Below are 21,688 nucleotides of genomic sequence, written 5' to 3' on the forward strand. Positions count from 1 at the left end.
AGCCAGAGGTTCAGCTCGCGCCCAGCGTGCGGGTGAAGCCTTCCGGAATGACCAGGTCATCCTTGCTGAGCTCGGTGATCGACGAGTGGCCGAGACCCATGAGTCCCGAGTCGATGCCCATGCGCATGAGGTCGAGAACGTTCTCGACGCCGGCCTGGCCGTTTGCCGAGAGGCCCCACAGGTACGCGCGGCCGAGCATGACTGCCTTGGCACCGAGTGCAAGGGCCTTGACGACGTCGCCGCCGCGTCGGATGCCGCCGTCGAGAACAACTTCCACCTGATCGCCCACAGCTTCGGCGATACCCGGGAGCACGCGAATCGGCGCTGGGGTGCCGTCGAGGTTGTTGCCACCGTGGTTGGAGACGGAGATAGCGGAGACACCGGCGTCGACTGCGCGCTTGGCGTCGTCGATACGCATGATGCCCTTGAGCATGAAGGGGCCACCCCACTGCTCACGCAGCCAGGCAATGTCTTCCCACGTCGGAAGCGGAGTCTGCATCCACTCGCCGTACGCGCCGAAGAACGTCGGTGCCGGCTGACCGGGAGCCGCGAGGTTGGGTGTTGTCAGGTCCGGGATCTTGCCGGTCTTGGCGAACTCCAACAACCACTTCGGGCGCATGATGCCTTCGGGCGCGAACTGGAACATCGCCTTGAGGTCCATCTTTTCGGGGATGGACGGGCTGCCCCAGTCACGACCGTACGAGAAGGACCAGTCGGTCGTGATGATCAGGCCCTTGGCACCGGCAGCGCGAGCGCGCTCCATACGCTGCAGGAGCACGTCGCGGCTGCCGACCCAGTACATCTGGAAGAACACCTGCGGGTTCGCCGCAGCAACCTCTTCGATGGACTTGCTGGCAAAAGAACTCAGGCCGATGGCCGTTCCCCGCGCCGCAGCAGCACGCGCGACCGCTACCTCACCGTCGGGGTGCACTGCCTGCACACCGGTCGGCGAGATCATCACCGGAAGCGAAATGTCCTGCCCCATAATGGAGGTGGCCATGTTCCGCTCGTTCGGCAATCCGGCCGCATGCGGAGCGAAACCCAGTTCGCTGTATGCCGCGACATTGTCGTCGACGGTCAGACCCTTTTCGGATCCGGCCACCAGCGCCGCATACACGGACTTGGGCAACCTCTTCTGCGCACGTCGCTGTGCTTCAGCGACGGTCTCGAAGAATGCGTTCTTTGCCATCAATCAAACCTCTCGTATCGCAAGTAGCCAGGAAAGCTACTTACATTCCCGCTAGCGGGTTTTCGTCACAAATCTTGGCGGGCGGACGCATCATCAGTGTCAAGGGCACCGATGCACGCGGGGTTTTACGTTGACCGGAACGTGAGTGGTCGACGCTGGACTTGGGGATCTCTCCCGCGCCGGCCAACGCCATTTCACCGTTTCCGATGACGCACTCGGGATCAGGTCCGTCCATGGGCAGTCCGGTGAAGAACTTGGCTGCCATGCAACCGCCGCGGCAGGAGTCGTAGTGGTTGCACTTGCTGCACGCACCACCGGTCTGCGGCGAACGCAGCTCCTGGAACAGATCCGAGTGCTGCCAGACGTGCTGGAAGCCGCCGTCTTTCACGATGTTTCCGGCGAGGAACTGATCGTGAATCGCGAACGGACACGCGTACACGTCACCGACCGGGTCGATGAGGCACACAACGCGACCCGCGCCGCACAGGTTCAATCCGGGCAGTGCATCGCCGAATGCGGACAGGTGGAAGAAGGAATCGCCCGTCAAGACGCCCTCACCGTTGGCGACCAGCCAGTTGTAGAGTTCACGCTGCTGCTCGGGACGCGGATGCAGATCGTCCCACACGTCGGCGCCGCGGCCCGAAGGACGCAAGCGGGTGATGCGCAGGGTCGCGTCGTACTTGTCCGCGAGAGCCTTGAACTCGTCGAGCTGACTGACGTTGTGCCGCGTGACGACAACAGAAATCTTGGCGTCCTTGAAGCCGGCTTCCTTCAGGTTGGCAAGCGCACGCTCGGCCATCGCGAACGAACCAGGGCCGCGCACAGCATCATTGACCTCAGCGGTGGCGCCGTCGATGGAAATCTGCACGTCGACGTAGTCGCTGGCGGCAAGGCGCGCAGCAACCTTCTTGTCGATCTTCACGCCGTTGGTGGAGAACTTCACACCAACCTGATGGTCCGTCGCGTAGTCGACGAGCTCCCAGAAGTCGGAGCGCACGGTCGGCTCGCCGCCACCGATGTTGACGTAGAAAACCTGCATACGCTGCAGCTCGTCGATGATGGCTTTGCACTGCTCGGTGCTCAGCTCGTTGGGATCACGACGACCCGACGACGAGAGGCAGTGCACGCAGGACAGGTTGCAGGCGTAGGTGAGTTCCCACGTCAGGCAGATCGGGGCGTCGAGTCCGAGTTCGAACTGGTCGACGAGGCGACCCACCTGGGCGGGCGGGGAGGGCTGTTCAAGAACTGAGGTCATGGCTGTGTCCTCGCAAAGAAATGAAGCGGGCGAACGTGCAGAAGGGCTGTTCCACACGTGGGAGCGAGCGTCTGACTCAGACCGGCACAATCATGTGCGAGTCGGCGAGAGTGCTCAGCGCGCGGGCATATTGGGGAGCCGCGTCATCTTCGATGCCTTGCGCACGCAGTGCGGATCGGACATCAGGATGGTCTGGCAACGCCTTGACCACCGCAACGATGGTCGTGTTCTTCAGGAACGAGAGCTTGCGCGTTCCGAAGTGGTAGAGCAACGCCCCGAAAGGTTCGGGGCGAAGCGCTACCTGCGGGTGGAGTTTCCACCCCGCATCGAGATTCAAAGCAGGCACGGTCAGTACACGCCGCACATGCCGTCGATCGAAACCTCTTCGACCAGCGATTCTTCGATGAGGTCGTTGTCGAGTGCCTTATTGTCACGATCGGACATGGATTCCTCCTGAATCTGTGGTCACGAGTGGGACTTCACTGTGACTCGGTTCACCACTGTAATGGCATCGAGTGCAGAATGACAGACTGGGAGCAGAAAAAGAATGCGAAGCCGCAAAAACCCGTCCGCTCGGATAGGTCGTCGCCCCTCCACGACCAGGGAAGGGATCTCTACGATCGGCATCGAACTCTTTTCCACACTCGGCTTCAACGAGGTCAGTGTCGACCAGATTGCCGATGCCGCCGGGATCGCTCGTCGGACGTTCTTCCGCTACTTTCCCTCGAAGAACGCCGTGCCGTGGGGCGACTTCGACGGGCACCTGGCTCAGATGCGTGAACACTTCAATTCGCTGCCCGAGGACATGCCACTGGTCGACGCCCTCGAATCCGCACTCCTGACGTTCAACACGTTTCCCCCGGAAGAGACTGCCGTGCACCGCAAACGGATGGAACTCATCCTCACCGTGCCCACACTTCAGGCATACTCGTCGGTGATGTACGAAGGCTGGCGCCAGGTTGTCGCCGAGTACGCTGCCAAGCGAATGAAGCTCGAACCGACCGATCACGGTCCGCGGACTGTGGGCTACCTTCTGCTCGGTGTCGCGATGGCCGCCTACGAACAGTGGCTCACCGACGACGCACTGGAACTACCCGAACTTCTGCGAACCGGCACGCAGTCCTTGCGCACCGGTATCAGCATCTGAGGAAGGCCCACCATGTCAGCACCCGCCGCACCGGTCATGGATTCACTCGCGCCCTCGACGCCTGGTCGATGGTCGTTCGGCCACGTCACGGTCGAGCGGGTGGCATCGGGTCCGCTCACTCTCGACCGTAGTGACGGCGCACTTCTCGTGCGGCATTCCCTGACCGCGGACGACCTCAGCGAACGCCTCGTCGCGGGCGTCACCGCCTCGATCCAGGACGCCGACTTCGGGCAGGACGAATTCGAACTCACGATGGTCGGACTGGTTCGCTCCACAGTCGACGGAGCACTCGAATCCTGGACCACCTACTACCGGAATTCGCTACGCGAACTACTGGACGGCAGTGCCGATTTCGCGCCCATCCACGAGAAGGCACACGAACTCGTGCGCGGGTCCGTCCTCGACCTCGGGTCGTGCTTCGGATTCCTGCCGTTGCGCCTTGCCGGCGCCGGAATGGACGTCACCGCGACGGATATCCTGCCAGGAACCATGATCCTGCTCGACGCGGTCGCCCCCGAACTGGGCATCACGATCAACACACTGATCTGCGACGCCGGTGAGGTACCCGCACCCGACAAGAGCGCGGACACCGTCACGGCGATTCATCTCCTCGAACACGTCGACCATGCCGTGGGCGAGAAGGTGATCGCGCAGGCTCTGCGGATCGCTCGCGAGCGTGTTGTCATCGCGGTCCCGTTCGAGGACGAAGCAACTGCCTGCCACGGGCATATCCGGACTTTCGATCTCGAATCACTGCGTGCCGTCGGCGAGAAGACCGGCGTGCCGTTCGAGGTGTTCGAGCATCACGGTGGATGGTTGGTGCTCGACGCACGGTAAGCGCGCTAACTGGCATCTTCCTACGCGATGTCTTCCTTCAGCGTGTGCGCCACGAGAGCATTGGCATGACCGTGTCCCAGCCCGTGCTCGGACTTCAGCCAGTTGACCAGTTCCATATGCTTGGTCAACTCGGAACTGCGGATCAGCTCCTGCCACTCGCTGATCGGCCGTCCGTACTTCTGCTCGATCGACGGGAAGTACGACGCCGGGCCTTTCACAGGTTCAGTCATGACCCGAAATCTACCGCGGCCATGCGCACGTCGTGCGTTATCTACGACGCTCTCGTGAGGTGCGTCGTCATCGTGTAGTCCTTGCTCGGCCCGGTCACCGTCCACTCGACGGACCACGAAGCCTGCGAATCTGCTGCAGCTTCCTCGATAGCAATGTCGATGTCGATGCGGCCCCGGTAGATATCCGCGCCGCACAGATGCTCGACGTCGTCTCCGGGCGCCCAGTCGTGGAACTCTCGACCGTCCTCGAAGGTGACTGCCCAATCGCCGTCGTGCCGCTCGATGAACAGAGTTCGGTAAACGGGTAACTCCAGGTCACCGTCGAACAGTGTTCCGCTCTCGTACCAGCGAAGTCGGCTGCCGTCGGCACCTTCGATGGTGGTGGTTCCCGCGACGCGTTTTGTTACGTCTGCGCGGCGGTCGACGATCGTTCGCTCGAAGTTCCACTCCCCTACCAGGGCATGTGGATCGAGGTGCATGTCGTTGACCATCTGCCGATTCTAGTTGCCCGTCGGTGGCGTATGTTCCGGGTACAGACCTACCCGCAGGAGATCTAGAAGAACATGAACGATTCTGCCGCCCGCCGTCATCGCTCCGTCTACGCCGAAGATCTCCGGATCGGCCAGACCATGGAGCTCGATTCGTACACGGTGTCCGAAGACGAAATTCTCGACTTTGCATCGCAGTGGGATCCGCAGTGGTTCCACACCGACAAACAGGCCGCCGAATCCGGCGTGTTCGGCGGGTTGATCGGCAGCGGAGTACACACTTTGGCCATCTGCCAGAAACTTGTGGTCGCGAGCATCTACGACCGCTGGAACGTCATCGCCGGAAAGTCCATGCGCGACGTCCGGTTTCTGCGCCCCCTGCGTCCCGGTGACACATTGAGTGGCACGCTCACCGTGGACAACGTGGTACTCGACGGCCGTGCTCGCGGGTTGGTGACGACAACTGCCGAATTGGTTAACGCGCAGGGCAATCGCATGTTCGAGGTTGTCACCGACGCGTATCTCCACTGCCGGCCGAGGTCGTGATCGACCCGCTACATGCGGATGTCACGGCGCGCGAACGCGGCAATTGCGGCCACACCGAGAGCTAGTGCCAGAGCGGTCAACACGACTAGCGGCAGAGCCGTCACCGCTTCGGCGGGTGCTGTCGGAACGTGCGTGAACGGTGACAGGTCCAGGACTACTTGGGGCAGCTTGAACAGAACCCCGAATTGCCCGAGAACGATGCAGGCCGCAAAAATGCCCCAGGACAGCGACGACGCAATCGCCGGAAACAGTCCGAAAACCAAAGCCACGACTGCAAGAACGACCAGCACTGCGGGTAGATACGCCAGCGCCGCGCCTGTCATCCGCGCAGTGTTGCCGGCGATGTCGTCGGTAACCAAGCCGAATGCAAACCCGGTGAACGCGCCGGCCAGAATGTGCGCGAGCACCACCCCGCCGACAACAATGCTCACGTGCGACAGCATCCACTTCCAGCGCGGAAGTGCCGTAGCCAGGAGCGGTTCCAACCTCCCCGAGGATTCTTCCCCGTGCATGCGGAGAATGCTTTGAACCGCATATGCCGCAATAACTATGGACAGGAAACCCAACGCGGTGGCCAGGTAGGCGTCGACCAAGGCGGCTGATCCCCCACCAAGTTGCTCGAACAGGTCAGCGGTCTGCTGCGACGAACCCACCAACTGGTCGATCTCGTTTCCGACTGCCCCGTACGCGAATCCGAGAATGACCACCGAGAACAGCCACCAGAACATCGTCACTCTCTGCATGCGCCACGCTAGACCCCCCGCCGACGGCAACGACCGCGCAGCAACCGGTGGTCCCGGCCTCGGCTGAACCAGCCCCGCCCCCTGATCACGATGGCCAATGAGCACGTAGGCAATCGCGATGTGAACTGCGGCAAAACCGAAGAGCAACAGCAGTATCCACCAGGCATCGTCGTCGAACGGTCGTATCTGTTGCGCCCACCCGATCGGCGAGAGCCACGACATCCACCCACTGACCACGCGGGTACCGTCGTCCACCACGGTGCTGTCGACGTCGCCGACGGCCCGCAGCATGAACGCAATTCCGATGGCCGCACCCGCGATACCGTTTGCCGTGCGCGCACCGTCGGTGATTTGAGCCGCCACTGCCGCAACGCCGGCAAACGCGATACCGGTGCCACCGATCGACGCTCCCAGCGCCAGCGAACCGCCCGCCGGAAACCCGATGGCCACCAGACCGACTGCACTGGCAAGAGCCAGAACGATATTCGCACCGATCGTGACAACAAGCGCAGAGGTCAGTAGCGCACGCCTACCGACAACCGCAGCGCCGATCATCTCGGCGCGTCCGGTCTCCTCGTTCTGCCGAGTGTGGCGCACCACCGCCAGCGTGCTCATCAATGCCGCAGCCAGGGCAAACACCAGAACGCTCTGGCTCGCGACTATCGCCCCCTCGGAATACCCCGACACTATGCCGTTGGTGGCCAACGCGACGGGCGAGACTGCGGATCCGACGGCAACGGAACGCAATTCTTCCGGCGTGGTGTAGAGGCCACCCACACTGGCAGCGACGAAGAGCAGGAACACGGTCAGCGATATCAGCCACACCGGAAGCTGAATTCGATCGCGTCGCAACGCAAGCCGAACCAACCGTGATGTACCCGTGAACTGAGTTCCCTCGGATGCGTCGACCGGCCGGGTCAGAACAGTCACGGCCGCGCCCCAGACTCCGCGCGCAGATGTTCCGAACTCTCCTTCGCTCGTTCGTCCCCGTAATGACGCAGAAACAGTTCCTCGAGAGTTGGCGGCGTTGACGTCAGCGCCACGATCCCGAAGCCGACAAGATGTTCCATCAGTGCGCCGAGTCGAACACTGTCGACCTCGCACTTCACGTGGTCACCGTCCACGACTACGTCGTACGTACCCTCGAAGGCATCGAGTCCGGTGACCGGTGTGCGCGTCGTGACCGACACCGATGTGCGGGTCAGATGCCGCAGTTCCGACAGCGTTCCGGACTCCACCGTTCGCCCATCACGAATGATGCTGACACGATCGCACAGCGCTTCCACCTCTGCCAGAATGTGACTCGACAGCAGAACCGTCTTCCCGGCATGGGTCAACTCGTGCACACAGTCCTGGAAAACCGCCTCCATCAACGGGTCCAGCCCGGACGTCGGTTCGTCGAGAACGTACAGATCGACGTCCGAAGCGAATGCGGCGACGAGCGCCACTTTCTGCCGGTTCCCTTTCGAGTACGTTCTCGCCTTCTTCGTGGGATCGAGCTCGAAACGATCGAGTAACTCTGCACGCGTGGACACATCGATCCCGCCGCGCAAGCCGGCGAGCAGGTCGATGGCCTCACCGCCGGTCAAATTCGGCCACAGATTCACCTCACCCGGCACGTACGCCAGACGCCGATGCAGGGCGACGGAATCTCGCCACGGATCCCCGCCGAGGACCGTCGCCTCACCGGAATCCGACCGTAGTAGGCCGAGCAGTACCCGTATGGTGGTCGACTTGCCCGAACCATTCGGCCCGAGAAAGCCGTGAATCTCGCCTTCGGAAACCTCGAGATCCAAGCCGTCCAACGCTCGGGTCGGGCCGAACGTCTTGACCAGGTCATTCACCGAAACTGCGGCACCCATGAATTCGACCGTACGCTGATTTCACAAATGTGTGAAGATAGAAAAAAGGAAAGATCGGACACTCCCCGATGACCGATACGAACCAGACCGATATGAACCAGACCGACCATCCCGATGAGAGCCGACAGTTGGTCGAGCGCCTCTCGCTGGTGCTGATCAACATGGGCTTCCCGCCCATGCCGGCGCGTGTCTGGGCCGCACTGATGACCAGCAATAAGCCGTCGTCGACTCCCGGCGATCTCGGTGAGGTACTCGGTGTGAGCCCTGCCGCTATCTCCGGCGCGGTGCGATATCTACAGCAGGTCAGCCTGATCGAACGCGTCGCCGTCCCGGGATCGCGGCGTCAGCACTACCGCGCCAGCGTAGACCTGTGGGCCGACGCGTTTGTCACCAAACAGTCTGCGCTGTACCAGGTATCGGAGGTAGCAGCAGACGGCATTCGCGTTCTTGGCGAAAGCACCCGCGGCGGTGAACTCATGGCCGACCTTCGTGACTTCTTCGACTTCATGGCCGCGGAGATGCCTCGGATGCTGGCCGACTGGCGAGCTACGCGCGTCTAGATCAATCCCTGCTTACTAGCCGCATACACGGCCTCGGCACGCCTACTCACCTCGAGTTTGCGCATGATGTTGCTGACGTGGAACTTCACTGTCGTCGGTGAGATGAACAACCTCTCACCGATCCTGATGTTGGACAACCCGTTCGCGAGCAACCGCAGCACTTCGAGTTCACGTTCCGTCAGACGGTCCTTTGACGTCGACTGGCCGTTGAGCGAGCGCACCACCGCGGAAGCACTGCGCGAATCGAAGGCGCTCTCACCACGAGATACCGCCCGAATTGCACGAACCAACTCCGTGGTGTCGACGTCTTTGACAACGTATCCACGCGCTCCCGCATGCACAGCTCTTACTACTAGTTGGTCGTCGAGAAATGTTGTGAGTACCAGTAATCCGAGTTTCGGATGCGCCACGGACAGCTGCGAGCAGAGCGTCAATCCCTCGTAGTCCGAGCTTGCCGAGAGCTTGAGGTCCATGAGCACGATGTCGGGGCTGACCCGATCCACAACCGACAGTGCCTCCGGTAGCGACGATGCCTCACCGACGATGCGCAAATCGTTCTCTCGCTCGAGCACCGACCGCAGTCCTTGCCGCAGTATCGCGTGATCGTCGACAAGCACGATGCGGACAACACGGCTCTCGGTTGGCCTGGCAGGGTCTCTGGGCCCGACGTGGCCTGCGGAGACGGGGCGTGCTGTAGTCATCGTTCCTCGATCTCGGTTGTGGGACACGTATCTTCGCTGTCAGTCTCGGCAGCGCTGTCAGGCCCGGTAGCAAGAGGTACCCGAACCAGCACTTGCACTCCCCCGATTCTCGCCCGGCGAACGTCGAGCGTGCCTCCCAATTCGCGAGCCCGGGACTGCATGTTGGCCAAGCCCCGGTGCCGTCCGTCGAGATCGTTGCTTGCCGCGAGCTTGAGGATCAGTCGCATTCGCGCGGGATCTCCGTCACCGTCGTCCGAAATGGACAAGATGACGGTCTCGGCGCGATACGTCAACCGGAGAACCGCCCGGGTGGCGTGGGCGTGAACAGCCGCGTTGAAGAGCGCTTCGCCCGCAATCCGCAACAATGCGTGCTCGGTTCCACCGGGAAGCTCGGCCGGTGTGCCCCCGACTCGCAGGCTCACCGCCAACTCGTCTGGCATGTGGACCACACTGAGCTGCTCGAGCATCTCCGGCAACGAGGTCCGGCCTTCGTCCGACGAGTGGTTGAGGGCGTAGATCGCCGAGCGCAGTTGCTCCACGGCCCGCCTGGTCAGATCCTTTGCCAGGTCCAGTCTTTCGCTTCGCTCGGCGTCGGGAATGTCGCTGCGACACACTTCGATCTGCATGCCCGCCGAAAGCACCGCCTGGGTCACACTGTCGTGCAGTTCACGGGCGATGCGGTGACGTTCGTCGTCGACCACCTGGTGCCGGTGCGCCACCCCGAGTTGACGTTGCGTCGATTCCAGCTCACTGTTTCGCACCGCCAGATCGGCGGCAGTTCGATTGGCCTCGGCAAATGCCTCTTCGGCACGCGCCAACAGCAGTTGCCCACGCTGGTACAAAGCCGAATTCTGCAGCGCAACAGCCGTTTGACTGGCCAAGATGCTGAGCACCGCTCCGTCGGTGGAATCGAGAGTGCGATTCTGCGGAGTCCAGGCCGCAAAGGCGCCGACAACACCGCCTCCGAGCACGATCGGCACAAACGCATAGTGGGGATCGACCACGGAATTCGATTCGATACTGCCGCAACGGATGTCGTTGAGACAATCCACCACATCGTCCGGTAGCGGCGGGCCCTCGACGTTGTCGACCAGGAACGGAGTGGCATCCGGCCCGAGAACCAACCGCCGCGGCCCAGCGTCGGGCAGAGTACCGTCGGCAAGCGCAAAAACCACCCATTGCGCACTCAGATGAGCACGAGCGGCCTCGGCGACAGCACAGACCAGCGTCTCCGGGCCGTCGACGGTTCGAACCAGCGCCCGCGAAATCAACTCCAGCGCATGCACGACGCGCTCGAGCCGTTCGGCAGCGCCGCGGTACTGCGGATAGAAGGTGCTCTTTCCCGAACGTAATCCGGTGAGCCTCGACAGGTCTGCGGTCATGACCTCACTCGCTTCACAGTGCACTCCGGAACAACGCCACCATCTGTTCCTGGGTGGCTTCACGCGGATTAGTGGACATGCACGCATCACGCAGCGCAAAACTTGCCAACCGGCTCAAGTCCTCTTCCCGAACACCCAACTCCGCCAATCCCTTCGGGACTCCCACCTCACGGGCAAGCCGCTCGACGCGATCCGCGACCGCCAACGCGGCTTCTTCAGCACTGCCACGCTGCTCCGGAAGATTCAGCGCCGCAGCAATTGCCACGAACGGCGCCGCGTCGGTTGTGGAGTTGAAGCGAATAACGTGGGGAAGCAAAATCCCGTTGATGACGCCGTGCGGGAGATCCAGCATGCCGCCCACCTGATGACTCATCGCATGGGCCGCACCGAGAATCGCGTTGGTGAAAGCAAGCCCGGCTTCGAGGCTTGCCTGAGCCATGACGGATCGAGCCTCCATTTCCATCGGCTCATGAATTGTGCGCACCAGATTCTCGGTAACCAAGCCGACCGCCCGCAATGCGTGATGATCTGTGAGCGGGTTATGGGCGAGCGACACAAAAGCCTCGATGCCGTGCGTCAACGCATCCAATCCGGTTGCGGCATTAAGCCATTCGGGCATGGTAGTGAGCAAGCGTGGATCGATGACCGTGACATCGGGAACCAACGCTCGTCCGATGATCGTGATCTTCGTGCCCCTGGCAGTGTCCGTGACAATGCAGAACTGGGACACGTCCGCTCCGGTACCCGACGTGGTCGGCACCATCACCAGGGGAGGAATCGGCTTGGTCGCTTGATCGACCCCCTCGTAATCGAGGATGTTTCCACCGTTTGCAGCCAGAACCGCGACGCCCTTGGCCGCATCGATGACAGACCCACCACCGAGCGCGATGATGACGTCACACTCACCCTCCTGGTACACCTCGAAACCGGCCGCAATCTCGTAATCCTTGGGATTGGGAGTCAGCCCCGCCCAGACCGTCGGCCGCAACCCCTGCTCGGCCAGGTGCGCCTCGAGTTCACTGACCCATCCCGACTCGACCAGGCCTGGGTCGGTGACGAGGAAAGGGCGAAAACCGCCGAATCGGAGAGTTGCGTGAGCGGCTTCGACCAGCGAACCGATTCCGAATACAATTTCCGGGGCATGAAACTTCACCAACCGCGCAGCCGTGTCACGGGGGCGCGCAGCTCCATCTTGACGGCGTTCACCTGCGTCTTGATGGTGTTCACCTGCGTCAACGGCTTCCGGAACATCCACCGACACGGCTCCCACTCTCCTCTCGCTGGGCGCCGAGTCTGTGATCCACTTAACAAGCGCCGGTTCCGAGACTACGCGGGCATTGACAGACGCACACCCGCCCAAGGAGAGGTGAATACCTACCCGATCGGGTAGGTACAGTCTTTATGCCTCGGCCGCGCGTCCACGGAGGCCCTTACTCCTGACGACGACGCTCCCGCCCGCCGAACACCACGAACACGATGCCGGCGAGCAAGCCGACCACGGTCGGTCCGAGGACCAATCCGGAATACAACCACGGCGCAGGCTCTGCGGGGAACAGGTCCATAAAGCTGGCTCCGGTGAACCCAGGCTCGGGATCAAAGTATGCGCCGCCAGTGAGGATGTGCGGCGATGCCAACGATTGCCACCACCACTGGAAGACTCCCAAAGCAACAAGGCCGCATACCGCACCGAGTACCGTCAGCAGCAGTATCGGTTTCCAGCGCAGCGCCGACTTCTCGGCCTTCGTCACCGTCATGGATATCAGTACATCACTACTCTCGGATTACCTGTCGCACCTCAGCGAAGTGCGTGCCCCAGTTCCGCCGCCTTGGCCATCAGCTGCGCGGCATCGCGCGCCACCACAACCTCGTCGCAGATCTTCGAGTACTCCGGCATCGCACACGACGCCTGGTTCCAGTAGCGCTGTGGTTCCGGCGTGATCCAGGCCAGTCGATGAACCTTGCGTCGTAGTTCTTCGAGCTTCTCGACCTGTGGTGGCAATCCGTTGCACCGCCCGTCGCCGACGATGATGACCGAGGTTCGCGAGTTCAAGGCGTTGCCGTGCTCGTCCAGCAATTCGGTGAGCACCCGCCCGTAATCGCTGCTGGCTTCCAGATCCAGACCCGGATGCGCCAGGACCGCCGCCAGAGCGCCGTCACCACTGCTGGCGAGCAGCGTGTCCGTGACGTCGACGGGTCGATCGACGAACGCGAGCACTTCACAACGATCTGCCCGGCGATGCATAGCTTGCGCCAGTCGCAACGTGAATGCGGTGATCGGTCTGACCGACAGTGAGACGTCGGCGATCAACAACAACCGAACCCGGTCGGGGCGCGGCGCTTTCACCACAAGGTGGAAAGGAATGCCTTCGGTCCGCAAACTCGACCGTACCGTCCGGCGCATGTCGAGACGCCCACGGGAGCGTTCACGGGGGCGCGGCCTCGACGGGCCTCGCATCCGCCGCAGCACTTCGTGGCACGCAAGTTCGATGTCGTTGTGTGAAGGGCCGGCAGCCGATTCACTGTCCGGCGCATCGGGAGCGGACTCCGCGAGAGCAGCGGCGGAGAGTGCCTGGACAAACGCTTCGACAGCTTCGACCAAGCGGTTCAACTGTGCCTGCGTCAGCGGTCCGTCGTCGGAGACGTCCGCGTACGCCTTGCTCGGATCGTACGCGTCGAGCCACGCGAGAATAGACGTCGGATCGTCCCAGGACAACGAACCCACCACTGCAGCAGCAACACTGGTGCTGAGGTCTCCGACTACTGCCGACGATGCTCGGTCCACGTCCACGGTGTAGCTGACTCCCCGGCGCCCGGTCTCGGAACCGGTGTCCACCGACAATTCAGCATCACTCGACGTCATCGACACGTCGTCGTCGTCCTTGTGCGGGTTGAAACCCTTTTCTGCCTCCGGAGTATCGAAGTAGTCACCCACCTCGGCGGCACGCTCGTTATACTCCGCGTATCGGCCGACTTCCTGATCCTCGTCGATACCGAGCGCGGTGGGCAGGCCGTCGGCAACTTCCGCTCTGGACGCGATACGTTCTGGATTCTTCGCGTCTCGCTTCGGACGGAACAGCGCGTCGAATGCCCGATCGAAGCCCGGTTGCTCGTGAGAATACTTGGCGCACACCGACCGTAGGCAGGCACGCAAGACGTCGCGATCCGACGCACCGACCATCGCCAGCACTCGCCGAACCTCGATCACCTCGGCCGGCGACGCCGACACTCCGGCCGCCCTCAGCAATCGGCCGAAGCTCGCCGACACCACGTCGAGGACAAACGACGGCTTTTCGGCAGCGCTGAGCATTGTCATCGCGACGAGCGGAGTCCGCTGCCGCCGCGGACTCCCGGTTGATTCGAATCCCGCCCGCCGGTCCCCCGGAACACGGCCGTCGTCGTGTTGGCAGGCCTGCTTGCGACAGTGGCACGTTCGACTGGCGCGTCACTGCTACGCACAGGCGACTCCAGAGGCGACTCCAGCACTTTCCCGTCAAATCGTTCCTTTGCGAGCGTCACATCCGACGAGTACTTGAGTAGCGCTGCCAGCAGGATATCGCGCACCTTGGCGTCCGACGACGCGCCCAATCCGCTGGCCGCGAGAACCGTCGCCGCTCTTGCCGCATCGATCACCTCGGAGATGGACGGGCTCTTGCGTAGTGGGAGATCGCGCAGAATCCGAGCCAATTCGACTACCTCGGACGCGGTGGCTTGATCGACCTCCGGCGCACGGGCGGTGACGATCTCACGCTCACGCTCCGACGTCGGGTAACCGAGGTGGTAGTGCAGACAGCGACGCTTGAGCGCCGGTGACAGTTCACGAGTGTCGTTGGAGGTCAGGATGACCCAGGGCTGCGACCGGGCCACGAAGGTACCGACCTCGGGAATGGTGATCTGCTGCTCCGCGAGAATTTCCAGGAGAAGCGCCTCCATCGATTCCTCGGTGCGGTCCACTTCATCAACCAGGAGCACCACCGGTTCCGGTGACAGGATCGCTTCGAGTAGCGGCCGCACGGACAGGAAATTCTCGGAGTACAAGCCAAAATCTTGATCTGCCAGAAACTTCGACGCTTCGGCGACGCTGTCGAACTCCGAGACCTGGTCGCTGATCCGGTCGCGGAGCATCTGCACGTGCAGCAATTGCTTGGCGTAGTCCCATTCGTACAGCGACCGATTGTCGTCCAGCCCTTCATAGCACTGCAGACGCACAAGCTTGCGGCCGCCGATCGCAGCCAAAGACTTCGCGAGTTCCGTCTTGCCTACCCCAGCCGGCCCTTCGAGCAGGAGCGGACGCCCCAATGCCGTCGCAAGATGAACAACCACCGCAAACTCGTCGTCGGCGATGTAGTCCTGTTCGCGCAGAGCATCTTTCACTTCGATTCCGCTGGAGAAGCTGCGAGCGGTCGCGATCGTCATCGGGGCGGTTCCTTTCATAGCGCTACGCGCTGTGCGCCTTTGTCAACCGCGGGCGGTTGACAAAGGCGCACAGCAGGGGTCAGAAGTACGACTTGTTGATCGCGTGATCGACAACCGGAATCATCGACTCCACAGTGACCTCACGGGGGTTGCCCGGGGTGCACCAGTCGTCCTGAATGTGCTCGGAAATGGCGCGCACAGTCTTCTCGTCACCCGTGATGACATCACCACGACCCTCGTACTTCTTGGTGTTCATCTGGTTCTTCGCGTACGAATCGGTGCGCACCTGACTGAAGTTGTCGGGGATACCGACGTCCTTGGCCAGACGGATCGCAGCCTCGACGGCTGCATCGGCAGCCTGCACCGTCGTGAGGTTGCGGGTGTCGACGCCGAGTGCGCCGGCCAACTGGGCGTAACGCTCGTAGCGCGACGGCAGGTTGTACTCCCACACCCGCGGCAGCGCGATGGCGTTATTCAGACCGTGGTGACTGTCGAAGAAGGCGCTCACCGCGTGGGAGATCGAGTGAACGATTCCCAGTCCGCCGGAGTTGAAGGCCTGGCCGGCAATGTACTGCGCGTTCATCATTCCCTCGCGGGCCTTGAGGTTCCGCGGCTCGAATACGGCCTCGCGCAGGTTCTTGGCGACCAACTCGACCGAGTAGATCGCGTTACCGAGCGACGGCGCAAAATCGAGACGAGACACGAACGGCTCACTACCGTGTGCGAGTACGTCGAAGCCGCAGTACGCGGTGAAGTGCTGAGGGCAGGTGTAGTAGAGCAGCGGGTCGTCGACCGCGAGAGTCACGATGGTCGCTTCGTCGAAGCCCACCCACTTGTGCGGGTTGTTCATGTCCGACGTGTCGGTGATGACGTACGCCCACGACGTCTCGGAACCGGTACCGGCCGTGGTGGATACGGCGATGTGCGGTGGGTTCTCCTTGTTCGTGGACTTGGCAAATCCCTCGAACTCGTTGATGTTGCGACCGTCGTGCGCGATCACGACGCGGGCACCCTTGGCGGCGTCGTGGCTCGAACCACCACCGATCGAGATGATCGAGTCGCACTTCTCCTTCTGGTAGAGAGCCGCGGCCTCCATGACGTTGTAATCCTTGGGGTTGGACTCCACCTTGTCGTAGAGAACCACCTCGACGCCCTGGTACTCGATCTTGCCGATCAGTTCTTCGATGATTCCCGAGCCGCGCAGACCCGTCGTCATCAACAGGGTGCGCTTGAATCCGAGGTTCTTGGCTTCGACGCCGATGATGTCGTGAGCGCCCACACCCATCAGCGCACGGGGGAATGGATGAAATTCCTTGATCGGGAAATCCCAGATCTGGTTGAGCTCGATTGCCATCTTCTTTGCTCCTCGCGAATGCGTGAATGTGACGGTGGGAGTGATTCGAGCCGCTTGTTTGTGATCGGCGTCTCATCTGCACTCCACTGTGGACCGGCCGACAGCCCGAACCCAGAGTTCTCGGCGTTTACCGCCCGGACGCCGCTCCCGAACCGCCCTTTCGGGCAGGTTGTGACCACCCCGGCGTGCCAGGCCTCACCATCGCGGACGGTCTGATTCCCGCTGATCGGGAACGTATTGCCGCACGACTAGGATCCCCAGTAGCTTTTCATCACTGCTAGCATTGAACTAGAACACGTTCTAGCTCTAGCATTTCACTGACCTGCGCTTTACCCAGCTTCACGAGAGGACTTGCTTCGCGATGACGACAGTCGAGGTACCGCACAGCTCGCGATCGGCGGTACTCACCGTGTCCGGAGTCGTGGAAGAGACTTCGGACGCCCGGTCGCTGGTATTCGAGATCCCCGAGGACCTGAAGGGCAAGTTCGACTACAAGCCCGGACAGTTCCTCACCCTGCGCATCCCCAGCGACCAGACCGGTTCCGTTGCACGGTGCTACTCCCTGGCCAGTTCACCGTTCACCGACGACGCCCCCAAGGTGACCGTCAAGCGAACCGTCGACGGCTACGGCTCCAACTGGCTGTGCGACAAGGTCCAGGTCGGCGACACCATCGAAGTGCTGCCGCCGTCCGGTGTGTTCACCCCCAAGTCGCTCGATCACGACTTCCTGCTCTTCGGCGCGGGCAGCGGCATCACTCCGGTGATCTCGATCCTCAAGTCCGCCCTCACTCAGGGCAGCGGCAACGTTGTCCTCGTGTACGCAAACCGCGACGAGAAGTCCGTCATCTTCGGCGCAGAACTGCGTGAACTCTCGGCCAAGTACGCCGGCCGCCTCACCGTCATTCACTGGATCGAATCGGTCCAGGGACTCCCAGCCGTATCGCAGCTGGCAACGCTGGCCAAGCCGTTCGTCGCGTACGAAGCCTTCATGTGCGGCCCCGGCCCCTTCATGGACGCCGTGCACAGCGCACTCGCCGAAGCCGGAATGCCCCGCACACAGGTCCACGCCGAGGTCTTCAACTCCCTCGCCGGTGATCCGTTCAAGGACGTCGAGCTCGCCGAGGTCACCGACGAAGAAGCAGCCGACGCCGCTACAGTCGAGATCGAGCTGGACGGCGAAACTCACACCCTCGTGTGGCCACGCAAGCAGACCCTTGTCGACATCATGCTCGCCAAGGGACTCGATGTGCCGTACTCCTGCCAGGAAGGCGAATGCGGGTCCTGCGCCTGCACCGTCACCGAAGGTGAAGTGCAGATGGACAATTCCGAGATCCTCGACGCCGAGGACATCGCAAACGGATACATTCTCGGCTGCCAGGCAAAGCCTGTCACCGACACCCTCAAGATCGAGTTCTGACACCGGATTCTTCGATACGGTTCGGCCCCTGATTCCCTTCGGTTTCGGGGGCCGAGCCGTTTTCCGCCAACTCAGTTGTCTGACGAGGCCGCATCTGCCACAACGCAACAATCGCCGCGGCGCTGACCAGGATGAAGCCCTCACGCAAGATCACACCGACCGGCACTAACAGCGTCGACGCGTCCATCAGCTGCTGTCCCATACTCGGTCCGCAGTAGATCACCACCAGAGCGGCCGCAAACACCGCAAAGCCTCGACGCGAACGCAGTCGGAACAATATCGTGACCGCCGCCGGAATCAGGTACACCCAGTGATGGATCCAGCTGATCGGCGACAGAATCGGCGCACTCAACCCGACCACAAGTGCCGCGTCGACGCTGCGTCCGTCGAGATAGATCCGCCGTGAGATCCACAGCGCCACTGCGCCGACCAGCACGATCAACGGCATCACCACTGCATCCGTCCAGGAACCCATCGCCGCCAAAGTGCCTTGCAGTGATCCGTTACCCGAACTCGCAATCGCCTCGCCTGTCAGATCCACTCGGCCGCTGAGACTCCACACGACCTCGGTCCAGAAAGTCCTGCTCAGGGCCGGATCGACCAGTGCGGCAGCAATAGTGGCAGCGGCAGCACCCACCGAACTCCAGATCGCCAGTCGCCATTGCCGTGTCACCAGGAAATAGACGATGAACAATGCCGGGGTCAGCTTGACTGCGGTCGCAATGCCGATCAACAGTCCACGCGGGAAGTATCGGCCGAGAATCGAGTTGTCGCGGCGGGTGATGTCGAATAACACCAAACCCATCAACAGCAGATTTACCTGACCGAACGAAATGTGCGCGCTGACCGTCGGTGTCACCGACACCCCGATCAGAATTGCGGACATGACCAACGGCCGCAATCGAACCCACCTCGGAGTGAATCGCGCAACCGTCCACGCCACCACGAGAATGCACAACAGCGACCACAGAAGGTACGCGGTCCACCAGTCGAAAATCGCTGTCGGCCACAACAACAACACCGCAAACGGCGTATAGGTAAACGGCATCCCCTCGGGCTCGATCAGCGGGCCGAACAGGTTCCCGGCATAGATGTCGCCTCCACCGGCAAACATCTCGGCGGCGTACCGGTACACAAGAAAATCGACAGGTTCGACGGCTCGTACGACGAACACCAGGTATGCCAACACCACGCATGCTGCCGTGAACATCGACGCGATGGTTGTCGCAGTAACTAGTCGAGCTGAGGAGGCCGGCACCCCTCGATCGTGTCACAGACCGTTACGACGCAGACTCACACCGGCGCACGGAGCGATCGAAAGTGCGCGCGCTCCTCCACGCTCAGGTGCTCACACGCATAACTCAACGCGGTACGACCCATATCGTGCGCGTGTAACTCCAGGAATCCGGTCAGCAGACCTCGGTCGACGCGTTTGCCCACCTCGCGCAGCATCCAACCCATCGCTTTCTGGGTCAGATCACGACGATCACCACAGACGGATGCTGCGAGCTCGAGGGTTGTCGACGCGTCACCTCGAGTGATGAAACCGTACGTCGTCAACAACGCCACGCGCCGACGCCACAGGTCGCCCGAAGCCGACAGCTCGAACACCAGACGTCGATCCCGATCGAATAACCATCCGCCGAGGATCTGACCAGCCGACGAATCGACCAGATCCCAGTTGTTCACCCGCCCCCGCTCCACCGCATCGAGATAGAACTCGGCGATCGTGCGCCGGGCTGCGTCGTCGAAAGACCGCTGCCTGCTTGCCTTCTCGAACTGCGTCACGAGAATCAACAGGCCGGCGAGGCGATGCTCGTGAACTTCACTGTCGAGCAGAACACGCACCTCGGTCAAGTCGAGATCGCTGAACCGTTTGACCACGGTCCGCGTTTTGGGCACCCGAACCCCGATGAAGACATCACCCTCGCCGTACTCCCCCGGCCCGGTTTTGAAGAACCGCTGCAGGTGAACGGCATCCTCCGGATCGGACAGCTCCGCCAACGCCTCGCACACCGCACGAGCACTCAGATCACCCATGCCGACACGATCTCACAATTCACAGCGTCCTCACATGCGACGCCCCAGGTAAGCACAGCCCAGGCGACAACACTGAAACCATGCTTACAACCGCACTGGCGTTCACCACGCTCACACTGATGGCACTCTCCGGCCACATCGCAGCCACCGCCCCACGCGGGCTGGTCGCGGCCCGCACCTATGATCACAAATCTTGATACAAACCTCCACTGCGTACCGGTAACTGCAACCCGAATGCAATTGCCGGAGAGTTGAACTCGACCTCAGGAAGGCGTCTACTCGAGAGTGAAGAAGTCCATTCGCTCGAGGAGGTTTCGCCATGAAGTCGTGGAATCGAATGCAGGATGCCGTAGCCGTGGTTCTCGGTGTCTTTGCCGCACTGTCACCGATCTGGTTGACCACCAACGACCGGGCTATGTGGTCACTGATCGTCCTGGGTGTCCTCGTTGCACTCGCCGGCCTGGCTCACATGGCGCGACCCGACATGGCCGTCGCCGACTATGCGATGGGTGTCTTCGGTGTTCTGATGTTCATCTCCCCCTGGGTCATGAACTTCCACGCCTTCGAAGGCGCAGCCTGGACAGCCTGGGTTGTCGGAGTCCTCACCGTAGTGGTGGCAGTCAGTGCGATGCCGGTGATGAGCGCCAGATTGCATCACGGCGATCACGGAGTGGCCGCCCATTAGAGCAGTGATCACGGAGTGGCCGCCCATTAGAGCAGCATCACTGGGTGATCAGGCCCTGACTGCTCCCAGCAACCGCCCGGCGTCGAATGCTTCGGCGCTGGGCGGAAGGCTGCCGGGGCGTCCGCTCACAAACACCTCGACAGTCCCGGAACCGGCAGGGGCGTCCATCGCGGCTGCGTCGATCCGGCGCAGTGTCTGCCTGGCGACGGCTTCGGCGCTGTCGAAGAGCAGGACGCCTTCGGGTAGCGCGGCAACAATTTCGTCCCGCAGCAACGGGTAGTGGGTGCAGCCCAGAACAACACCTTGCACGCCCTCTGGCGTCCGGGCGGCGGCATCGCCGATCGCGGCCAACGCGCCCGCTCGGTCGCCCCGGTCGATGGCGTCGGCCAAGCCGTGGCACGCGACGCCGACCACCTCGGATCCATCAGCGAACTCCGCGATCAGATCTGCCTGATAGCGGCTGGCCGTGGTGGCCGCCGTAGCCCAGATCGCCACCGACTCACATGCGGCGGCCGCTGGTTTGATCGCCGGTACCGTTCCGATTACCGGAATATCTGGCCCGACCAGCTCACGGACCTGCTCGAGCGCCGTCACACTCGCCGTGTTGCACGGCAGCACGATGACCTGCGCGCCCCGGTCGAGGCTTCGCTGCGCTGCGCCCAGCACCCGATCGATCACCCACGGCACCGGCTTCGGCCCCCATGGTGCGCCGTCAGGATCCAAGGACAGCACCAGATCCAGTTCGGGACGCAGGCGGCGAAGCCAGGCGGAAGTCGGGAGCAAACCTAGTCCCGAGTCGATGAGCGCAACGATCACCGAACAAATCTAGCGTCCCGAAC

At 62.1% G+C, this 21,688-nt stretch carries 24 protein-coding genes; 6 read left to right on the top strand and 18 right to left on the bottom strand.

The window, feature by feature from the left end:
• Positions 1 to 10 precede the first annotated feature (10 nt).
• From mftD to mftA, 4 genes are all read right to left on the bottom strand, one after another.
• Positions 11 to 1,189: a pre-mycofactocin synthase MftD gene (gene mftD, locus FFI94_RS21395; RefSeq protein WP_138869576.1), complete on the bottom strand. Its 1,179-nt coding sequence runs from the start codon at positions 1,187 to 1,189 to the stop codon at positions 11 to 13.
• 40 nt (positions 1,190 to 1,229) lie between these two features.
• On the bottom strand, positions 1,230 to 2,444 hold the full coding sequence (gene mftC / locus FFI94_RS21400; RefSeq protein WP_138869577.1) for a mycofactocin radical SAM maturase: 1,215 nt from the start codon (positions 2,442 to 2,444) through the stop codon (positions 1,230 to 1,232).
• A gap of 76 nt (positions 2,445 to 2,520) precedes the next feature.
• Positions 2,521 to 2,808, bottom strand: coding sequence for a mycofactocin biosynthesis chaperone MftB (gene mftB / locus FFI94_RS21405; RefSeq protein ID WP_033236400.1), 288 nt, complete (start codon positions 2,806 to 2,808; stop codon positions 2,521 to 2,523).
• The gene (mftA, locus tag FFI94_RS21410) at positions 2,793 to 2,888 is read right to left on the bottom strand and encodes a mycofactocin precursor MftA (RefSeq protein ID WP_072782308.1); all 96 of its coding nucleotides are present in this window, start codon (positions 2,886 to 2,888) and stop codon (positions 2,793 to 2,795) included. Before mftA ends, mftB begins: the two co-directional genes overlap by 16 nt.
• Before the next feature lie 103 nt (positions 2,889 to 2,991).
• Here mftA and mftR point away from each other — a divergent pair, with 103 nt between their 5' ends.
• Together mftR and mftM are read left to right on the top strand one after the other, a co-directional pair.
• Positions 2,992 to 3,591, top strand: a complete 600-nt coding sequence (gene mftR / locus FFI94_RS21415) for a mycofactocin system transcriptional regulator (RefSeq protein ID WP_138869578.1) — start codon at positions 2,992 to 2,994, stop codon at positions 3,589 to 3,591.
• 12 nt (positions 3,592 to 3,603) lie between these two features.
• Positions 3,604 to 4,428, top strand: coding sequence for a mycofactocin oligosaccharide methyltransferase MftM (gene mftM, locus FFI94_RS21420; RefSeq protein ID WP_138869579.1), 825 nt, complete (start codon positions 3,604 to 3,606; stop codon positions 4,426 to 4,428).
• A 20-nt stretch (positions 4,429 to 4,448) separates the two neighbouring features.
• Here the strand turns inward: mftM and FFI94_RS21425 are convergent, their stop codons facing one another.
• Both FFI94_RS21425 and FFI94_RS21430 read right to left on the bottom strand, forming a co-directional pair.
• Complete coding sequence (locus FFI94_RS21425; protein WP_138869580.1) at positions 4,449 to 4,658, bottom strand: DUF4287 domain-containing protein; 210 nt, start codon at positions 4,656 to 4,658, stop codon at positions 4,449 to 4,451.
• A 41-nt stretch (positions 4,659 to 4,699) separates the two neighbouring features.
• Positions 4,700 to 5,149 carry a DUF6314 family protein gene (locus FFI94_RS21430; protein ID WP_138869581.1) on the bottom strand — a complete coding sequence of 150 codons (450 nt, stop codon included), beginning with the start codon at positions 5,147 to 5,149 and terminating at the stop codon, positions 4,700 to 4,702.
• A 72-nt stretch (positions 5,150 to 5,221) separates the two neighbouring features.
• On the opposite strand from FFI94_RS21430, the gene FFI94_RS21435 reads away from it, so the two are divergent.
• Positions 5,222 to 5,692 carry a MaoC/PaaZ C-terminal domain-containing protein gene (locus FFI94_RS21435; protein ID WP_138869582.1) on the top strand — a complete coding sequence of 157 codons (471 nt, stop codon included), beginning with the start codon at positions 5,222 to 5,224 and terminating at the stop codon, positions 5,690 to 5,692.
• Positions 5,693 to 5,700: 8 nt separating this feature from the next.
• Here FFI94_RS21435 and FFI94_RS21440 read toward each other — a convergent pair whose 3' ends face one another.
• A complete protein-coding gene (locus FFI94_RS21440; RefSeq protein ID WP_138869583.1) occupies positions 5,701 to 7,365 on the bottom strand; it encodes an ABC transporter permease in 1,665 nt (554 codons plus the stop codon).
• Complete coding sequence (locus FFI94_RS21445; protein ID WP_138869584.1) at positions 7,362 to 8,297, bottom strand: ABC transporter ATP-binding protein; 936 nt, start codon at positions 8,295 to 8,297, stop codon at positions 7,362 to 7,364. Before FFI94_RS21445 ends, FFI94_RS21440 begins: the two co-directional genes overlap by 4 nt.
• A gap of 68 nt (positions 8,298 to 8,365) precedes the next feature.
• Here FFI94_RS21445 and FFI94_RS21450 point away from each other — a divergent pair, with 68 nt between their 5' ends.
• Positions 8,366 to 8,857: a GbsR/MarR family transcriptional regulator gene (locus FFI94_RS21450; RefSeq protein ID WP_138869585.1), complete on the top strand. Its 492-nt coding sequence runs from the start codon at positions 8,366 to 8,368 to the stop codon at positions 8,855 to 8,857.
• Here the strand turns inward: FFI94_RS21450 and FFI94_RS21455 are convergent.
• The 7 genes from FFI94_RS21455 to mdo all read right to left on the bottom strand — a co-directional run bounded on the left by FFI94_RS21455 (position 8,854) and on the right by mdo (position 16,707).
• Positions 8,854 to 9,558 (bottom strand): MadR family response regulator transcription factor, encoded by a 705-nt coding sequence (locus FFI94_RS21455; RefSeq protein WP_260684230.1) that lies wholly within the window; start codon positions 9,556 to 9,558, stop codon positions 8,854 to 8,856. The genes FFI94_RS21450 and FFI94_RS21455 overlap by 4 nt on opposite strands.
• Positions 9,555 to 10,940, bottom strand: coding sequence for a MadS family sensor histidine kinase (locus tag FFI94_RS21460; RefSeq protein ID WP_138869586.1), 1,386 nt, complete (start codon positions 10,938 to 10,940; stop codon positions 9,555 to 9,557). The genes FFI94_RS21455 and FFI94_RS21460 overlap by 4 nt, the downstream gene beginning before the upstream one ends.
• Positions 10,941 to 10,953: 13 nt before the next feature.
• Positions 10,954 to 12,096: an iron-containing alcohol dehydrogenase gene (locus tag FFI94_RS21465; RefSeq protein WP_260684510.1), complete on the bottom strand. Its 1,143-nt coding sequence runs from the start codon at positions 12,094 to 12,096 to the stop codon at positions 10,954 to 10,956.
• A gap of 274 nt (positions 12,097 to 12,370) precedes the next feature.
• On the bottom strand, positions 12,371 to 12,694 hold the full coding sequence (locus FFI94_RS21470) for a hypothetical protein (protein ID WP_138869588.1): 324 nt from the start codon (positions 12,692 to 12,694) through the stop codon (positions 12,371 to 12,373).
• Between the two features lie 41 nt (positions 12,695 to 12,735).
• Positions 12,736 to 14,253: a MadC family VWA domain-containing protein gene (locus tag FFI94_RS21475; protein ID WP_138869589.1), complete on the bottom strand. Its 1,518-nt coding sequence runs from the start codon at positions 14,251 to 14,253 to the stop codon at positions 12,736 to 12,738.
• Positions 14,250 to 15,353: a MadB family AAA-type ATPase gene (locus FFI94_RS21480; protein WP_138869590.1), complete on the bottom strand. Its 1,104-nt coding sequence runs from the start codon at positions 15,351 to 15,353 to the stop codon at positions 14,250 to 14,252. Before FFI94_RS21480 ends, FFI94_RS21475 begins: the two co-directional genes overlap by 4 nt.
• Positions 15,354 to 15,432: 79 nt before the next feature.
• Positions 15,433 to 16,707, bottom strand: coding sequence for an NDMA-dependent methanol dehydrogenase (gene mdo / locus FFI94_RS21485; RefSeq protein ID WP_138869591.1), 1,275 nt, complete (start codon positions 16,705 to 16,707; stop codon positions 15,433 to 15,435).
• A gap of 361 nt (positions 16,708 to 17,068) precedes the next feature.
• Here mdo and FFI94_RS21495 point away from each other — a divergent pair, with 361 nt between their 5' ends.
• Positions 17,069 to 18,124, top strand: coding sequence for a ferredoxin--NADP reductase (locus tag FFI94_RS21495; RefSeq protein ID WP_138869593.1), 1,056 nt, complete (start codon positions 17,069 to 17,071; stop codon positions 18,122 to 18,124).
• On the opposite strand, the gene FFI94_RS21500 is transcribed toward FFI94_RS21495, so the two are convergent.
• Positions 18,108 to 19,334 (bottom strand): glycosyltransferase 87 family protein, encoded by a 1,227-nt coding sequence (locus FFI94_RS21500; RefSeq protein ID WP_138873329.1) that lies wholly within the window; start codon positions 19,332 to 19,334, stop codon positions 18,108 to 18,110. The two genes, FFI94_RS21495 and FFI94_RS21500, sit on opposite strands and share 17 nt — an antisense overlap.
• An 83-nt stretch (positions 19,335 to 19,417) precedes the next feature.
• Positions 19,418 to 20,164: a DNA alkylation repair protein gene (locus FFI94_RS21505; protein ID WP_138869594.1), complete on the bottom strand. Its 747-nt coding sequence runs from the start codon at positions 20,162 to 20,164 to the stop codon at positions 19,418 to 19,420.
• 319 nt (positions 20,165 to 20,483) lie between these two features.
• On the opposite strand from FFI94_RS21505, the gene FFI94_RS21510 reads away from it, so the two are divergent.
• A complete protein-coding gene (locus FFI94_RS21510; RefSeq protein ID WP_138869595.1) occupies positions 20,484 to 20,849 on the top strand; it encodes an SPW repeat protein in 366 nt (121 codons plus the stop codon).
• 48 nt (positions 20,850 to 20,897) lie between these two features.
• On the opposite strand, the gene FFI94_RS21515 is transcribed toward FFI94_RS21510, so the two are convergent.
• Positions 20,898 to 21,665: a glutamate racemase gene (locus FFI94_RS21515; RefSeq protein ID WP_138869596.1), complete on the bottom strand. Its 768-nt coding sequence runs from the start codon at positions 21,663 to 21,665 to the stop codon at positions 20,898 to 20,900.
• Between the last annotated feature and the right edge of the window lie 23 nt (positions 21,666 to 21,688).

The sequence above is a fragment of the Rhodococcus sp. KBS0724 genome, assembly GCF_005938745.2.
In the GTDB taxonomy this organism is placed as follows: domain Bacteria; phylum Actinomycetota; class Actinomycetes; order Mycobacteriales; family Mycobacteriaceae; genus Rhodococcus_F.

Excerpts from the sequence above, each read along its gene's own strand:
- FFI94_RS21505 (WP_138869594.1), bottom strand. The coding sequence starts at position 20,164 with ATGGGTGATCTGAGTGCTCGTGCGGTGTGCGAGGCGTTGGCGGAGCTG.
- mftM (WP_138869579.1), top strand. The coding sequence starts at position 3,604 with ATGTCAGCACCCGCCGCACCGGTCATGGATTCACTCGCGCCCTCGACG.
- FFI94_RS21500 (WP_138873329.1), bottom strand. The coding sequence starts at position 19,334 with ATGTTCACGGCAGCATGCGTGGTGTTGGCATACCTGGTGTTCGTCGTA.
- FFI94_RS21510 (WP_138869595.1), top strand. The coding sequence starts at position 20,484 with ATGAAGTCGTGGAATCGAATGCAGGATGCCGTAGCCGTGGTTCTCGGT.
- mftD (WP_138869576.1), bottom strand. The coding sequence starts at position 1,189 with ATGGCAAAGAACGCATTCTTCGAGACCGTCGCTGAAGCACAGCGACGT.
- FFI94_RS21495 (WP_138869593.1), top strand. The coding sequence starts at position 17,069 with ATGACGACAGTCGAGGTACCGCACAGCTCGCGATCGGCGGTACTCACC.
- FFI94_RS21435 (WP_138869582.1), top strand. The coding sequence starts at position 5,222 with ATGAACGATTCTGCCGCCCGCCGTCATCGCTCCGTCTACGCCGAAGAT.
- FFI94_RS21430 (WP_138869581.1), bottom strand. The coding sequence starts at position 5,149 with ATGGTCAACGACATGCACCTCGATCCACATGCCCTGGTAGGGGAGTGG.
- mdo (WP_138869591.1), bottom strand. The coding sequence starts at position 16,707 with ATGGCAATCGAGCTCAACCAGATCTGGGATTTCCCGATCAAGGAATTT.
- FFI94_RS21470 (WP_138869588.1), bottom strand. The coding sequence starts at position 12,694 with ATGACGGTGACGAAGGCCGAGAAGTCGGCGCTGCGCTGGAAACCGATA.
- FFI94_RS21425 (WP_138869580.1), bottom strand. The coding sequence starts at position 4,658 with ATGACTGAACCTGTGAAAGGCCCGGCGTCGTACTTCCCGTCGATCGAG.
- FFI94_RS21480 (WP_138869590.1), bottom strand. The coding sequence starts at position 15,353 with ATGACGATCGCGACCGCTCGCAGCTTCTCCAGCGGAATCGAAGTGAAA.
- FFI94_RS21445 (WP_138869584.1), bottom strand. The coding sequence starts at position 8,297 with ATGGGTGCCGCAGTTTCGGTGAATGACCTGGTCAAGACGTTCGGCCCG.
- mftC (WP_138869577.1), bottom strand. The coding sequence starts at position 2,444 with ATGACCTCAGTTCTTGAACAGCCCTCCCCGCCCGCCCAGGTGGGTCGC.
- FFI94_RS21455 (WP_260684230.1), bottom strand. The coding sequence starts at position 9,558 with ATGACTACAGCACGCCCCGTCTCCGCAGGCCACGTCGGGCCCAGAGAC.
- FFI94_RS21450 (WP_138869585.1), top strand. The coding sequence starts at position 8,366 with ATGACCGATACGAACCAGACCGATATGAACCAGACCGACCATCCCGAT.
- mftR (WP_138869578.1), top strand. The coding sequence starts at position 2,992 with ATGCGAAGCCGCAAAAACCCGTCCGCTCGGATAGGTCGTCGCCCCTCC.
- FFI94_RS21460 (WP_138869586.1), bottom strand. The coding sequence starts at position 10,940 with ATGACCGCAGACCTGTCGAGGCTCACCGGATTACGTTCGGGAAAGAGC.
- FFI94_RS21475 (WP_138869589.1), bottom strand. The coding sequence starts at position 14,253 with ATGACAATGCTCAGCGCTGCCGAAAAGCCGTCGTTTGTCCTCGACGTG.
- mftA (WP_072782308.1), bottom strand. The coding sequence starts at position 2,888 with ATGTCCGATCGTGACAATAAGGCACTCGACAACGACCTCATCGAAGAA.